This window comes from Myroides indicus (assembly GCF_004364575.1).
Lineage (GTDB): Bacteria > Bacteroidota > Bacteroidia > Flavobacteriales > Flavobacteriaceae > Flavobacterium > Flavobacterium indicum_A.
The window spans coordinates 20,042-35,339 of record NZ_SOAG01000015.1 but is presented as its reverse complement, the minus strand read 5'-3'; the positions used below and the strand labels follow the sequence as shown (position 1 = coordinate 35,339).

General features: G+C 31.8%; 15 protein-coding genes. 9 read left to right on the top strand and 6 right to left on the bottom strand.

Annotated elements, in window-relative coordinates; translation table 11 throughout:
- The first annotated feature begins 107 nt into the window (after window positions 1–107).
- The 9 genes from C8P70_RS07440 (at window position 108) to bshC (ending at window position 8,963) form a co-directional block, all read left to right on the top strand.
- Window positions 108–380: a DUF2805 domain-containing protein gene (locus C8P70_RS07440; RefSeq protein ID WP_133712712.1), complete on the top strand. Its 273-nt coding sequence runs from the start codon at window positions 108–110 to the stop codon at window positions 378–380.
- A gap of 75 nt (window positions 381–455) precedes the next feature.
- Window positions 456–3,059, top strand: coding sequence for a toxin-antitoxin system YwqK family antitoxin (locus C8P70_RS07435; protein ID WP_133712711.1), 2,604 nt, complete (start codon window positions 456–458; stop codon window positions 3,057–3,059).
- A 134-nt stretch (window positions 3,060–3,193) separates the two neighbouring features.
- Window positions 3,194–3,475, top strand: coding sequence for a DUF2089 family protein (locus C8P70_RS07430; protein WP_133712710.1), 282 nt, complete (start codon window positions 3,194–3,196; stop codon window positions 3,473–3,475).
- On the top strand, window positions 3,468–4,085 hold the full coding sequence (locus C8P70_RS07425) for a hypothetical protein (protein WP_243832686.1): 618 nt from the start codon (window positions 3,468–3,470) through the stop codon (window positions 4,083–4,085). The genes C8P70_RS07430 and C8P70_RS07425 overlap by 8 nt, the downstream gene beginning before the upstream one ends.
- Before the next feature lie 19 nt (window positions 4,086–4,104).
- Entirely contained in the window at window positions 4,105–5,493 is a 1,389-nt protein-coding gene (locus C8P70_RS07420) for an alpha/beta hydrolase family protein (protein WP_133712709.1), read from the top strand.
- Window positions 5,494–5,734: 241 nt separating this feature from the next.
- Window positions 5,735–5,971 (top strand): hypothetical protein, encoded by a 237-nt coding sequence (locus tag C8P70_RS07415; RefSeq protein WP_133712708.1) that lies wholly within the window; start codon window positions 5,735–5,737, stop codon window positions 5,969–5,971.
- 63 nt (window positions 5,972–6,034) lie between these two features.
- Window positions 6,035–6,313, top strand: a complete 279-nt coding sequence (locus C8P70_RS14240; RefSeq protein ID WP_394346293.1) for an SdpI family protein — start codon at window positions 6,035–6,037, stop codon at window positions 6,311–6,313.
- Between the two features lie 515 nt (window positions 6,314–6,828).
- A complete protein-coding gene (locus C8P70_RS07405) occupies window positions 6,829–7,167 on the top strand; it encodes an SdpI family protein (RefSeq protein ID WP_133712706.1) in 339 nt (112 codons plus the stop codon).
- Window positions 7,168–7,373: 206 nt separating this feature from the next.
- On the top strand, window positions 7,374–8,963 hold the full coding sequence (bshC, locus tag C8P70_RS07400) for a bacillithiol biosynthesis cysteine-adding enzyme BshC (RefSeq protein ID WP_133712705.1): 1,590 nt from the start codon (window positions 7,374–7,376) through the stop codon (window positions 8,961–8,963).
- Window positions 8,964–9,158: 195 nt separating this feature from the next.
- Here bshC and C8P70_RS07395 read toward each other — a convergent pair whose 3' ends face one another.
- The 6 genes from C8P70_RS07395 to ccoN all read right to left on the bottom strand — a co-directional run bounded on the left by C8P70_RS07395 (window position 9,159) and on the right by ccoN (window position 15,295).
- A complete protein-coding gene (locus C8P70_RS07395) occupies window positions 9,159–9,854 on the bottom strand; it encodes a sulfite exporter TauE/SafE family protein (protein ID WP_133712704.1) in 696 nt (231 codons plus the stop codon).
- A 7-nt stretch (window positions 9,855–9,861) separates the two neighbouring features.
- On the bottom strand, window positions 9,862–10,311 hold the full coding sequence (locus tag C8P70_RS07390; protein ID WP_133712703.1) for a FixH family protein: 450 nt from the start codon (window positions 10,309–10,311) through the stop codon (window positions 9,862–9,864).
- Between the two features lie 18 nt (window positions 10,312–10,329).
- Complete coding sequence (gene ccoG / locus C8P70_RS07385) at window positions 10,330–11,751, bottom strand: cytochrome c oxidase accessory protein CcoG (RefSeq protein WP_133712702.1); 1,422 nt, start codon at window positions 11,749–11,751, stop codon at window positions 10,330–10,332.
- A 196-nt stretch (window positions 11,752–11,947) separates the two neighbouring features.
- Window positions 11,948–12,889: a cbb3-type cytochrome c oxidase N-terminal domain-containing protein gene (locus C8P70_RS07380; RefSeq protein WP_133712701.1), complete on the bottom strand. Its 942-nt coding sequence runs from the start codon at window positions 12,887–12,889 to the stop codon at window positions 11,948–11,950.
- Window positions 12,886–13,092, bottom strand: a complete 207-nt coding sequence (locus C8P70_RS07375) for a CcoQ/FixQ family Cbb3-type cytochrome c oxidase assembly chaperone (protein WP_133712700.1) — start codon at window positions 13,090–13,092, stop codon at window positions 12,886–12,888. Before C8P70_RS07375 ends, C8P70_RS07380 begins: the two co-directional genes overlap by 4 nt.
- Before the next feature lie 19 nt (window positions 13,093–13,111).
- Window positions 13,112–15,295: a cytochrome-c oxidase, cbb3-type subunit I gene (gene ccoN / locus C8P70_RS07370; RefSeq protein ID WP_133712699.1), complete on the bottom strand. Its 2,184-nt coding sequence runs from the start codon at window positions 15,293–15,295 to the stop codon at window positions 13,112–13,114.
- Window positions 15,296–15,298 lie beyond the last annotated feature (3 nt).

Sequence of the window (15,298 nt, the reverse complement as noted above, 5' to 3'; positions counted from 1 at the left end):
ATCCTTATTTAAATATTTTTTTTGAATAGTGTTGAACATTTCATTTTTTTTATTAATATTGAAATAAAATTATTAACTATTAAAAAATCGAGATTAACTTTCATCCAATGAAAAAGGGAAAGAACATTGAGTTAGATAACGAAACATTAGATCGTATTGTAACTATGGCAAGAGAGGAAAAGAAACCTTTCGAAGCAATTAGAAATGAGTTTGGACTTAACGAAAAAGAAGTTACAGACATTATGAAAAAGAGGTTTTCCACCGATGATTATGAAATGTGGAAAAAAAGAGTGGCAACTAAAAAACCTAAACCCAAACCTCTAACAGATGATGACTATGATGATTTAGACAGTAAATATTATATTAAAAATAAATTTTAATTAAAACTTTAGACGAAGTCCTCTTTTTTAAGAGGACTTTTTTATTTTTACAGCCAATTAGCAAAAAAACAAACTATGTACAAAAAATTAATTCCGATTACCTTACTCTTCTCTGCTTCAGCATTTTCTCAGACTGTAAAAGATACGCTTTGGTTTGATAAATATGGCTACAGTACAGATTCTAACGCAGCCGAAACGTATAAAGTTTTTACTTCGGAAAATGAAAGCAATCTTTTAAATATTGAGGAATACAACTCCAAAACAAATATATTGCAATCCAAAGGTCAGGGATATAGAGATAGTAGTGATATATTAACTTACCAAGGAGAGCTCAAATATTATTCTCCGCAAGGAAAAGAAGAATCTACTTATCTTTACGAAGAGGGACAAATCAGTAAAATTTTTTCCACAAATCCTTATACAGGAGAAAAATACGAGGGTGAATTTTTAAACGGTTCTCTTTATAACGGAAAAGCCTTTCAAAAATGGCAAAATACATATTTCCAAATTGAGGTAAATGAAGGTCATTTTTCTACCTACATAATTATTGATGCCAACAATCAAAAGCACAGAATTTCCTACGAATTTGACGAGCAAAACAATATCAAAAAAGAAACTTATTATGACAGAAACGGAAAGATAGTTGCTGAAGCCACTTATTTCGATGGTATGCCTGTTGACGGAATTGTAACCAATATAAATACAGAAAACTTTTCCCTGCTTTCATTTGTAACTTATGAAGACAAAACTCTAGTTTCATCTCAGGAATTTTACCAAAATGAAAAAATTAAATCCGAAAGCGAGATACTAAACCATGAAAAAATACAAACATTTTACGATAAAGACGGAAAAGTTATCGGTAAATATTCTGCAACACTGGACGAAAACGATTATCCGCTCAATCAAAACGGAACTTTAGTTGGTTTTGATACGTATGGAAATAATCCTGATTTGATAAGCTATATTTACACTTACGAAAACAATGCTTCTAAAAAGAAAATACTCTATTATACAGATGAGCAAAACAACATTGAGAATATATCGTATTATAAAGATGAATACATTACCAAAATAGAATATTTTGATAAAAACGGAACTTTAAAAGGTGAATTAACTTACGATGAACAGGGCTATTATCCTCAAAATGGTACACAATATGAACAATATGCTACTACAGTATATAAAGACGGACAAATAATCGAAAAAACATCTTTGTATTCTAATGGCAGAATATTTGAAAAAACTGATAACAGTCAATCTATATATTACGATAAAAACGGCAAGGAACTTGGCAGACTAACGTATAAAAAAAGTGAATACGGATACAACAATCCGTATAATGGCAGCTTGTACTATAACGATGGGGAGAATATTACCACCTTATATAAATACAAAGAAGGAATAGTAGAGTACACAGCTAGTTATTCCAAATATAACGATGCTACTGTCTTGGAAGAAGAAAATTTTTACAACAATAACACGCTTGTTAAGAAAGTTAACTTTTATCCGAATGGCACCAAACAAAAAGAAGAAATATATCGGGAAAATTCATACGCTTATGAACCTGACTTAATAACGTATTTTAATGAAGAGGGGAAACTACTAAGTACATTTGCTCCTGGTGAAAAAGAAGGCACTAAATATGATTTTTTTGCAGATGGAAAAATACAATTAATAGAAAAATATAAAGGTGGTGTTATTCAATACAAAAAACAGTATGAGCTGGAAAACTCTTCATGGTGGACGGAAAATAGTGCTGATATATATCTATTTTGTGAAATTGATTACAACAAAGAAGGTAAATTTTACAGCTCTGAAGAAGAATTAATGTCTACTGCAATATATAGAAATGGCAAACCTTTTTCGGGAAAAGTATATGAAAAAGACAGCTACCTTTCAACCGAAACAGAATATAAAAACGGACAAAAAGATGGTGTTGAAATCAGTACTTATAACAACGAGATTTACTCAAAAACATATTATCAAAACGGAGAGAAGACAAAAGAAGAACTATTTAGCAACGGAATTATTCAAAGCTCTATTCCGTATGTAAATGATATTGCCGGCGGAGAAGCCGTATTTTATGATGATGAAGGAGAAGTTATTTCTACTCTAATCTACAAAGACGGACAACCTTATTCGGGTACGTATATTTCAAAAGAGAGTTATTATTCGCTGATAAAAATAACTTACGAAGAGGGAAATAAGATTTCGAAACAAATTTTTTATGATACAGATACACTCGTATTTGAAGAAAAAATACTCGAAAACGGAAACTTCAATCGCTTTGTTTATGATACCGATGGAAACATTATCTATAAATACGAAATGGATGACAGCAATCGCCTGAACGGAAACTTTGAGTATTACGAAAATGGAAAGATAAAATACAAAGCCACTATTAATAAAGGTAAACTTATAACAGGAACTGTAGCTATTCAAAGTTTTGATTATTCTTATGCTTATGGAGATTCCGATACACACACCGTTGTAAGCGTGAATAAGGATATTTTAAAACTTCAAGTTGTAAATAACACTACTAAAACAATAGAGTTTAACATGGAAGCTAAAATTAAAAAAGATAATCTTGAACTAAATCCTATCTTATCTAAAGCTATCGAAATAAACAACTTATACCCTTATAGTGAATACAACAATGAGTATTCCTCTTATTATTAAGAAAAATTTATAAATAAAAAAGCTGACTAAATTGGTCAGCTTTTTTTATTATTTTCTTTTTGAATTCAATTAAAAATAACTTTATTTTTGTTTTTATTTAATTTTATTTACTTTTGACTTAATAAAATTAAACAATGAATACAAAAAACAAACTACCTATACTTTGTCCGAGTTGCGAAAACGAACTTCGCGTTACCCAGCTTTCCTGTGAAAAATGCCAAACCGGTGTTTCGGGGTCTTTTGCCCTTCCTCTACTTCTAAAGCTTCCGCAAGACGAACTTGATTTTGTTTTGCAGTTTTTTATGACCAGCGGAAGTCTGAAACAAATGGCACAACAAATGAATATCAGCTATCCTACGGTAAGAAATAAACTAGATGACATTATTGAACGACTACAAAAACTAAAAAATGAATAACTTGAACCAAACAATTATGATAAAATTCATTACCAAACCATTCGAAAAATTTCAGGAAAAACAATTATTATTAATTGGCATTAGTACGGCATTAGTCTTTTCCCTATTACAATTATTGTCAAAATGCAGACAAATTGCAATTCTAAAAACAGTCGAGACTACAGAATACCCTAATTTCTTTCAGATTATTGCAGATAATATTATCTCTACTTTATTAATGAGCTTAGTATTATTTGCATTGGGTAAATACATCAATTCAAAAACGCGCTTTATTGATATCTTAAATACAGTACTCATTGCAAGGATTCCATTATATATTCCTATTCTATTCTCTATAAATGGCTATATGAATAATATTACAGAACCTTTGATAGAAAAAATAACTAATACCTCTGAATTTACTAATTTATCTATTCCCTTAATGTCTTTGATAGTCTTCACGATTTTTGGTTTATTGATAGTATTATTTCTCATCGGATTTGGCTATTATATATATCAAGGCTTTAAAACAGCAACGCATCTCAAAAAAACATCACAAATTATTCTGTTTATTCTTCTCATATTAATAACAGATATTATTCCAACCCGATTACTAACTACCTTATATTAATCTTATTATTTTATAGTTTATGAAAGCCTTTATCTATCTTTTTATTTTTATTGTCAGTACTTTTTTAGGGCAGGCACAGCAATATACCAAAGAGAAGCTTAATACTAAAATTGAAGGAACTTGGAATGGAAAAATTGAAATTCCAGCACAAAATCTTTCCTTTGTATTACATATAACAAATGAAAACAATCAATTAAAAGCTACTTTTGACAGCCCTGATCAAGGTGGCTTTAACATTGAAATTCCCGAAATTCGGTTTGAAAATAAAACACTTTATTTAAAGCATCCTAAAATGATGATGACGTATGAAGGACAACTTACAAATAGACAAAACATTCAAGGAACTTTTACACAAGGCGGTCAATCATTTTCTTTAAACTTAATAAAAGGCGAATTTAAACGAAACCGCCCGCAAGACCCCAAACCCCCGTTTGATTATAAATCTGAAGATATTACATTTGGAAACAAAGAAGCCGGAATTAAATTAACAGGAACCTTAACAACGCCAAGCGGAAAAGGTAAATTTCCTGCCGTGGTTTTAGTTTCGGGAAGCGGTCCCAATAATCGAGATGAAGAAGTCTTTGATCATAAGCCTTTTTTAGTTATTGCAGATTATTTAACTAAAAACGGATATGCTGTTTTAAGATATGATAAACGCGGAATTGCTACTTCTGAAGGGGATTTTGCTAAGGCTACTGTATTTGATTTTGCAAATGATACCAAAGCTGCTATTGCTTATTTAAAAGGAAGAAATGAAATTGATTCTAAAAAAATCGGTATTTTAGGACATAGTGAAGGTGGACAAGTTGCACAAATTATTGCAGCAGAAGACAGTTCTTTAAATTTTATCATTTTAATGGCAAGTCCAGGAATTAAAGGAAGCGAATTAATGGTACTTCAAAACGATGCCCTTTCAAAAGCAATGGAAATTCCAGAATTCACACGTACTTTGAATAAAGAACTAAACGAAAAAACTTATGAAATCATTATGAAAAATGATTCAAAAGAAAAAGCTGATGAAGAATTAAAAGAGTATTTTAAAACGACAGTTTATTTTAAAGATTTAAGTAATAAAGAATTGGATAAACAAATAAAAGGCTTGTATACTGATCATTTTCGTCAATTGCTATTATTTAACCCAATGGATTATCTGCCAAAAATCAACTGTAAAGTCTTAGCGATAAATGGTACAAAAGATTTACAAGTAACAAGTGCAGAAAATTTAGCTGGAATTAACAAAGGCTTAAAAATAAAAGAGAATTTAAAGATTATTTCATACGAAGGATTAAATCATCTATTTCAAACAGCCAAAATAGGTTTACCAGGTGAATACGGTTCTATTGACACTACAATAGAACCAAAAGTCTTAGAAGATATAAAAACATGGTTAAACGAAAAAGTTAAATAATTATGTAACTCCTATTCAGCGAAAAACAAAAGTTTAACCAATGGTGGCTTTGGATATTTATTATATTAACATATGTATTTCCACTTATCGATTTTGTAAAAACAAGTTATTTTAGGAGAACCCTTTGGTGAAAAACCGAAGACTAACGCCAGTTTAATTTTATTGATATTGTTTTCAATTGCAATTATTACTTTCTTTTATATGATTCAATTTAAAAACTATAATCACCAATAAAACAATTTTGTTTCATTTTTTTCCCGTGTTAAAACACACATTTTCTTTCAGCGAAATAGAAACGTATAAAATTATTAATTACGGTTTTGTAGATGGTTGGGGAATTCGATTTACAATGAAATATAGAACCGTTTATAATATAAAAGGAAACAAAGGATTGTTTATAAAGCTTAAAAATGGCAAAACATTTGTCATTGGAACACAAAAACCGAAAGAAATCAATCATATATTGGGTCAAACTTAATCAGCTAAAAAATTGATACAAATTTCATTATCTTGTTGTTTTTTGATTATCAACGGAATAATAATGCGACTTTATCCATCTCAAAAAACTAATTTATTTTACGGCTATCACAGTAAAAAAGCACATACTAATCAACAAAGCTGGAGCTTTGCACAACGTTTATTTACTATGTTTCTGATTCGAACTGGGATTATCGGAATTTTACTTTCGGCAGCGTTTTTCTCTGTTTCACTTAACATATTTGTCGAAATAGGAATTATGGTATTTTGCAACGTTTTAGCTATTTTATTAATTAAATTTAAAACTGAAAAACAACTAAATAAACTTTTACAACACGAATAATGAATTATGCTTTGCCGGTATTATTTTTCATTTCATTAGGAATGTTGATATTCTTTTATCCACTAAAAATCCCAACTGGTTTATCTGTTATAAAACTTCTGCCTCGAGTAAAGATAAGAAATCGTGAGACTTTTCGCAAAAATATAGTTCCAAAAGAGCAATAGAAACAGGAATCATTACAATTTTAAGGGATTTATCAACCTACTTTATTCCAATAAATAATGACTGGATTACTCTTGCCATAATTTTTGGCAGTCTTATTTATACCACAGAAAAAGTACTCAAAAATCATAAGTTTTTGTTAGTATGAAAAAACATCGCTAAAAACGCACTACTTTTTAACGCTAAAAACTAACCTGAAAACAAAAACAACAACAAATACTATGTATTTTTATCATTAATGTATTTATAGTTAAATTTTAAATTATTATAACCAAACATATTGCGTAATATGTTTTTTTATTTACTTTAGTAATCTATTACAAACCAAAAAACTATAATTGTTACTAAGAATCATGAAAGAACTTTATGTTGTCGGGATTATTTTTTTATGTTTAGGATTTATTAATACCTTTTTCCCTTTTAAAAAAATTGGACTTTGGGGATACAGAAGTCAAAAATCAATTGAAAATACAGAGAATTGGTCTCTTGCTCAAAAAGCCAGCGGAATGTGCATGTTAAGTTCAGGATGTTTTTTACTAATATTAGCATGGTGTATACCTCACTTGTCATTTGCACAGACGATTCAAAATATTTTAGCAGTAACGACTTGTATCATTTCTGTTTTAAATACCATTATTTATACCGAATTTTCTATGTATAAATCTGACGATTCTATTCAAAATATGATTTAGTATTTCAATTATTATTTTATTTCCTCTTTCTTAATCTTGTTTAATAACATTTCATTTGCAACAAGACTTAAACCAACTTCTTATAAATATTTTCTCTTCAAGAAAGAGAATACTTTTTGTTGAAGAGCAAACAAATATACTAACCTCTAGTTAAAGCATAAATAAGGTGTCTTAATTTTCTTTAAATTAGCAGAAAAAAAATATTTATGTCATTAAATTCTGTTACTTTTCAAAATTCTGGTTATTTTTCAAAACTGATAATTGATTACTTGAATCAAGAAAAATCAATAGCATCTCTATATAATCGGTTTCCAACTATTGAAAACTTTAAAAAGCAGATAGAAGAAAAAGAACTGAATTTTCCGACGATAAATCGCCAAATTTTACACAGAGTTCTTACAGAACAATATTCAAAAATTAAACCCAGTAATAAAACACTTAATAACATAAACGCCTTAAGTGATAGCAATACTTATACTATAACTACCGGACATCAGCTTAACTTATTTACCGGTCCGCTTTATTTTTTATATAAAATAATTTCGACAATTAATCTTTCCGAAAAACTCAACATATCTTATCCAGGCCATCATTTTGTACCAGTATATTGGATGGCAACAGAAGATCATGATTTTGAAGAAATCAACCACTTTATGTTTGAAGAAAAAGTAATTTGTTGGAATAAAGACAGCAAAGGTCCCGTGGGAAGATTGGATACTAAAGGTTTAGAAAAAGTTTTAGAAGTTTTTAAAAGCCACATAGGGTTGGGAAATAATGCGCAAAAAATAATAAAACTCTTTGAACAAGCTTATTTGAACAACTACAATCTTGCTGAAGCAACCAGGTTTCTGGCAAATGAATTATTTGGAGACTATGGATTGGTTATTATTGACGGAGATCATCGAGAGTTAAAACAGCTATTTTCGCCTTATATTGAAAAAGAGCTGATTTATCAAAGAAATATTATCGAAGTTGAAAAGAGCTTTAATTTACTTAAAGAATACACTATTCAGGTTAACCCGAGAGAAATCAACCTATTTTATATTACAGACAAGTTAAGAGAGCGAATTGTATATCAAAACGATATTTACAAAGTAAATAATACATCTATTGAGTTTAAACAAGATGAAATTCTTGAAGAATTAAAAAAATATCCCGAAAGATTTAGTCCAAATGTCATTCTAAGACCATTATATCAGGAAGTGATTCTTCCCAACCTCTGTTATATTGGCGGAGGAGGAGAATTAGCGTATTGGTTTGAATTAAAACAAATGTTTAATGCTAATGAAATTACTTTCCCTATATTGCTACTTAGGAATTCTGTACTACTAATTAATCAAAAGCAACGAAAAAAGGCTGAACAGCTAAATCTGACATGGCAGGATTTGTTTAAAAAGGCAGATCGGTTAATCCATGATAAAACACAGGAGCTTTCTCAAATTCAGTTTAATTTCAATAAACAAAAGGAATTTTTAAATACGCAGTTTGAAGAGCTAAAAACTATTGCCCAACAAACTGACAAATCCTTTATAGGAGCAGTACTAGCACAAGAAGCCAAGCAACTCAAAGGACTAAACAATCTCGAAAAACGATTAAAAAAAGCCGAAAAGAAAAATCACAAGGAACAATTGGGACGCATTACACTTTTACATACTGAATTATTTCCTAATAATAATCTACAGGAAAGAGTAGTTAATTTTTCTGAATTCTATAAAGAATGCGGAGATTATCTAATTGAAAAATTATTTCAAAAACTGAATCCTTTAAATCACGAATTTGATGTTTTGGTATTGTAATAACAAAAAGAGAACAACTTTTGTTCTCTTTCTACATTAACACCATTAAATATTGAAATATTTAATAGTAAAACACCTTTCAACAAACCTTCTTTTTCATAGCATTTTTTAAGACAGAGAAACTGTCTTTAAAATTGTTTGTTTGATATTGAGACAACACCAAAGGGTAAAAGTCACATTTTTAAAAGAAAATAATCAACATATTGCCTCTCCTCTAACAAAAAGATTTAAAGTATTCGGAGAGAGAAATGGAATATCCAATCCTAATCCTCTAATTATAAACATCATTCCGAATAAAACAATAACAAAAGGATAATACCGCATAATGTTAGATCTTGCCTTTTCTGAAAATAAATTTCGTATATATACAACAGAACTCATCAGCGGAATTGTTCCTATGCCAAACAAAATCATATACAGCATGCCTAAAAAAACGCTTTGTGTTGCTAAGGCTCCAAATAGAGCTACATAAACCATTCCGCAAGGCAGAAATCCGTTAAAAAAACCTATGAGATAAAGAGATCTAAAGCTTTGTTTTTTAAATTGACTTCCAAGCTTTTGTTTGAGTTTAGTAACAACTTTATAAAATGGTTGCAAAAAATTAAGTTCCCCCAGTTTATTTTGTGGAATAAGTACAAAAAGAATCATTAAAAAACCTGCTATTATTGATAATTGCTGTTGAAGTCCGGCTAAAAAAAATCCTTTCCCAAAAATACCGAAAACAAACCCTAAAATAGAATATGCAGATATTCTTCCTATATGATAGGCAAATATCTGCATGACTTTTTTTGAAGCATTTTTTTGGCTGACAGGCAGCATCATTGCAATAGGACCACACATCCCGATACAATGCAAGCTGCTGATTAACCCTAAAATAATTGCTGTTACCAAACCCTGATTATTTTACTGTAAGTTGCTCCGTGTTTCTATATTCTTTATCTTCGTACGACCATTCTATAGCAATATCCCAACGACCATCTACCAGCGCTGATTTAGGTATGAGCAAATTGGAAGAAGACAATGATATAGCTTTGTCAAAGTCTAATCTCTGGTTAGATGGTCTGTATAGGGATATTTTTCCATTTATTTTAGTATAGTCAAAATTATCGGGAAAAGATATTCTTATTCCTTCTGATGTACTTTCAATATTTAAAGGTTTACTGAGTTTTAAAGCACTAACTTCTCTATCATGCCTCCCGTCTACCTCAATTTCTTGTTGATAATAATTCTCTGTCACTAATTCATTATCATATCTTGTATCCACTTGCACTCTTATGACGTATTGCAAAATAAAAATCATAAATAGTGCCATTGCAATTACGATACCTGTTCCAAAATTAAATTTCATATCTTATTTATTTTAGAGTTAATCTAATGTTCTCGGACCTAAAAAATTAGTAGAGGTTGTCTGTATTAGTTTTTCCCCGTCATATACCTTAATTTTTATTTTGGTTCTATGGCTTTCCAATAGATACTGTGGTATCTCTACAAATAAAGTTCCTTCTGAATATCCTTCTTTATCTACTTTAATCATATCCTTTCCTACCAAAATAATGTCGCCTTTTTCAGGAGATTCTAATTCAAAATGAATATCATCAAAGTCTTTAGTTGTTTTATTAACTACTTTAAAGGTATATATATTACTTATATTATCTCCTTTATGCTGATAAGTTTGTCCTGCCACTCTCAATATAGTCGCTTCTACATCTGTTCTAAGAAACAAAAGTCCTATTAGCAAAAGTATTAGGATACTTAAAACCGCTGTATATCCTTTTTGGCGAGCTGTAAATTTAAATTTCTTTTTCTCTGTAATCTCAGATTCTGAAGCGTATCTTATTAATCCTCTTGGGAAACCTACGCTATCCATAATGTGATCACATTCATCAATGCAAGCAGTACAGTTAACACATTCCAACTGCGTACCATTTCTAATATCAATTCCGGTAGGGCAAACATTTACACACTGCCTGCAATCAATACAATCTCCTATCCCTAATTCTGTTCTATCTTGTCCTTTTTTAAACTTTGCTCTTCCTTTTTCTCCCTCTCCCCGCACGTGATCATAGGCAACTATAATAGACTTATCATCTAATAAAACACCTTGCAAGCGCCCATACGGACAAGCTATTATACATACTTGTTCTCTAAACCAAGTGAAAACAAAATAAAATACTCCTGTAAAAATTAGCAGACCAAAGAAATTTCCGATATGATTTCCCGGTCCGTCTTTCATCATTTGAAAAACAGCATCACTTCCTACTATATAAGCCAAAAACACATTGGCGATGAGAAAAGAAATCACAAAAAATATAAACCACTTTAATCCTCTTTTTCTTATTTTTTCTGCATTCCATTTTTGTTTCCTCAGTCTTATCTGTGCTCCTCTGTCTCCGTCTATCCAGTACTCAATACGTCTAAAAACCATTTCCATAAAAATGGTTTGCGGACAAATCCAACCACAAAAAATACGTCCAAAAGAAACAGTAAATAAAGTTACAAAAACTACTCCGATAATCATCGAAATAACCACAAGATAAAAATCCTGAGGCCAAAATGGAAATCCAAAAACATTAAACTTCCTGTCAATTACATTAAATAGTAAAAATTGATTTCCGTTTACTTTAATAAAAGGAGCCGCTATTAAAAAAACAATCAATAAATAGCTAACTATTTTTCTTTTATTATAAAATGAACCTGAGGGCTTTTTAGGAAAAACCCATGCTCTCTTTCCTTCTTTATCAATAGTTCCTATTGAATCTCTAAAACTCTCATCTTTTATTGCCGACATAAAACAAATTATTTTGAGAATAAAAGCCGTCTAAAGTGTTTTTTGTTAAATAAAATATCACATCGAATGATTATTAGGTAAATTACAAGACTCCTTTTCATTCTGTTATAACAATTACATTTAGACAGCTTTTTATATTTATAGTTTAGTTTTATAAAAGGCTTTTCCCTTTTTTAAAACCTTTTTGCGAGTAACATTACTCTTGTTCTGTTGCATCCGCATCCATCTCGTCTGTTCCTTCAGCATCTTCTAATTCCGCTTTTGACCAAACAATATCTCCTTCTGCCGCTTTTGGCTCTACCGGTGTGGTACCGTTTAAAGAAATTACATAAGATGTAAGTTTTTCAATTTCCGCTGGCTTAAACGTTGTTTTCCAAGGTACCATTCCTTTTCCCGGACGACCTCCTTCTGCAATGGTATTAAATATATTTTTTACTCCGCCTCCCAGAATCCAATGGTCATCCGTTAGATTAGGTCCAATTGATCCTCCGCCATCTGTTCTGTGACATACCGCGCAATTGGTGTCAAAAAGCTGCTTACCAGCTGCCAAATCTCCTGCATCTGTTAAATATCTTGCTTGTTCTGCCGTTAACATATCAGGAGCATTTTTTTTGTAGGCTTCTACCTGCTCTTTAGCTTCTGCCATTGCTTTTTCAAATTCAACTATCTGATTGTCTCCCTCAAATACATGATATCTCAACAAATAGATTACAGAGAATATTATAGTTGCATAAAACAATCCTACCCACCAAGGCGGCAATTCATTGTCCAACTCTTTAATTCCGTCATAATCATGCTCCATCAACAACTCTTTTTCCTCTTCAATTGCTTTAGAACGAGTCAGTTTTTTCAACAGCTTCTTAACCCAAGGAGATTCTGTAAACGGAATGGCTGCCAAACGTTCTTTTTCGGCTCGCTCTTCCGAAGTCATCAATCTGTCCAAAACTTTATTTGTTGCTGCAGATACTACCTCAACGGCAATTAATGCAAATAAAAACAAGGCAAACAATACTATCAGCATCGGATGCTTCATAAAAGCTGGCTCACTCAATGTTCCTCCTCCCAGCCATTCTATAATTGCAAAGAACAGCCCGAATAACAAAGGAACTCTTACATATACTGGAAAAAACTTTTTCATAATTTTTCGGATTTTGTATCAATAATTTGCTTTTCATCATCCATAAAAGGCATATTACTCAATTCTTTTATAGTTTCTTTTTTATAAGTAGCAACCCATATAAAAAGCAACACAAAAAAAGTAAAGAATATAAGCAGCGATATAATAGGGTATATTTCAATTCCTCCTATTGTATCCATGGTATGTTTTATAAACTTCAGCATAATCATTTAGCTTTTAATGTTATTCTTCTACTCTTTCTTTAATATCTGTACCTAACCTTTGTAAGTAAGCTATTAAAGCTACTATCTCGCGATCGCTCATCGGAACAAACTCTTCACCTTTGACCTGAGCTCTTTTTTGACTATCCTCATAAGATTTCACATAGTCAGGATCATTTTCTAAATTAATAGCAATCTGCTCAGCCTGTTCTTTCATTGTTTCTCTTGCTTGAGCAATATCTTCGTCTGTGTATGGAACGCCTAAGGTTCTCATCACTTCCATTTTCTTTTCTATGTTAGAATAATCAGCTGCTTTGTTCGCAAACATCCATTTATATCCCGGCATAATAGAATTTGGAGATGTAGATTGAGGATCGTACATGTGATTGTAATGCCAGTTGTCTGAATATTTTCCTCCAACGCGCATTAAATCCGGTCCTGTTCTTTTTGATCCCCACAAGAAAGGATGGTCATATACATATTCTCCTGATTTTGAATACTCTCCATAGCGCTCAACTTCTGAACGGAAAGGACGGATCATTTGCGAATGACAGCCCACACACCCTTCTCTGATATATAAATCTCTCCCTTCCAATTCAAGCGGTGTATAAGGTTTTATACTGGTAATTGTTGGAATATTTGATTTTACAAAGATGGTCGGAATAATCTGAACTACTCCACCAATTAAAATAGCTATTGTTGTCAATATTGTAAACTGAACCGGTCTTCTTTCTAACCAGGTATGCCATCCTTCTCCTTTTAATCTTCCGGTAGAAATTCTTGTCAATGCGGGTGCTTCTGCCAATTCATCTTCAACAGCTTTTCCTGCTTTTACCGTTTTATACACGTTGTAAATCAGAACAAAAACTCCCACTAAATAAAGCGTCCCTCCAATAGCTCTCATGGCATACATCGGCATAATAGCTGTTACTGTTTCAAGAAAGTTTCCGTATTTCAATGTTCCGTCCGGATTAAAATCTTTCCACATCAAATGCTGAGAGAACCCTGCAACATATAACGGGATTGTATATAGAATGATTCCCAGCGTACCGATCCAAAAATGGAATCCAGCCAAAGCTCTTGAATACATTTCTGTTTTTACCATTCGCGGAATTAGCCAATAGATCATTCCAAAAGTCATAAACCCATTCCACGCTAGTGCTCCAACGTGTACGTGTGCCACAATCCAGTCTGTATAATGGGCAATAGCATTCACATTTTTAAGAGATAACATTGGACCTTCAAACGTAGCCATTCCGTATCCTGTAATACCTACTACAAAGAATTTTAAAACTGGGTCAACTCTTACTTTATCCCAAACTCCTCTCAAGGTCAATAATCCGTTAATCATACCTCCCCAAGAGGGTGCAATCAACATTACGGAGAATACAACTCCTAAATTTTGTGCCCATTCCGGAAGTGCGGAATACAACAAATGGTGCGGACCTGCCCAAATATATAAGAAGATTAAAGACCAAAAGTGAATGATAGACAATCTGTAAGAATATACAGGTCTGTTAGCTGCTTTTGGCAGGTAATAGTACATCAGCCCTAAAAAAGGTGTTGTAAGAAAAAACGCCACGGCATTATGTCCGTACCACCACTGCACCAGTGCATCCTGAACTCCTGCATACACTGAATATGATTTAAAGGCACTGACAGGCAATTCCAGCGAATTAAATATATGTAATACCGCTACGGTCACGAAAGTTGCTAAGTAGAACCAGATTGCTACATATATATGTCTTTCTCTTCGCTTGATAATTGTCATTATCATATTAATACCAAAAACAACCCAGACAATGGCAATGGCAATATCAATAGGCCATTCTAATTCAGCATATTCTTTTGAAGATGTAAACCCTAAAGGGAGCGTAATTACTGCACCGATTAAGATTAGCTGCCAGCCGTAAAAGTGAATATTACTTAAAACATCACTGTACATTCTGGCTTTACACAGTCTCTGTAAAGAGTAGTAAATACCTGCAAAGATAGCGTTTCCTACAAAAGCAAAGATAACGGCGTTTGTATGCAGCGGACGTAATCTTCCAAAACTTAACCACGAAATACCGTCAGTCAGGTTAGGGAATATAAACATCACTGCCAACAATAAACCTACCAGCATCCCTACTGCGCCAAAAAAGATAGTCGCATAAAGAAACTTCTTTACAACTTTGTTGTCATAATAAAATTGTTGCACTTCCATACT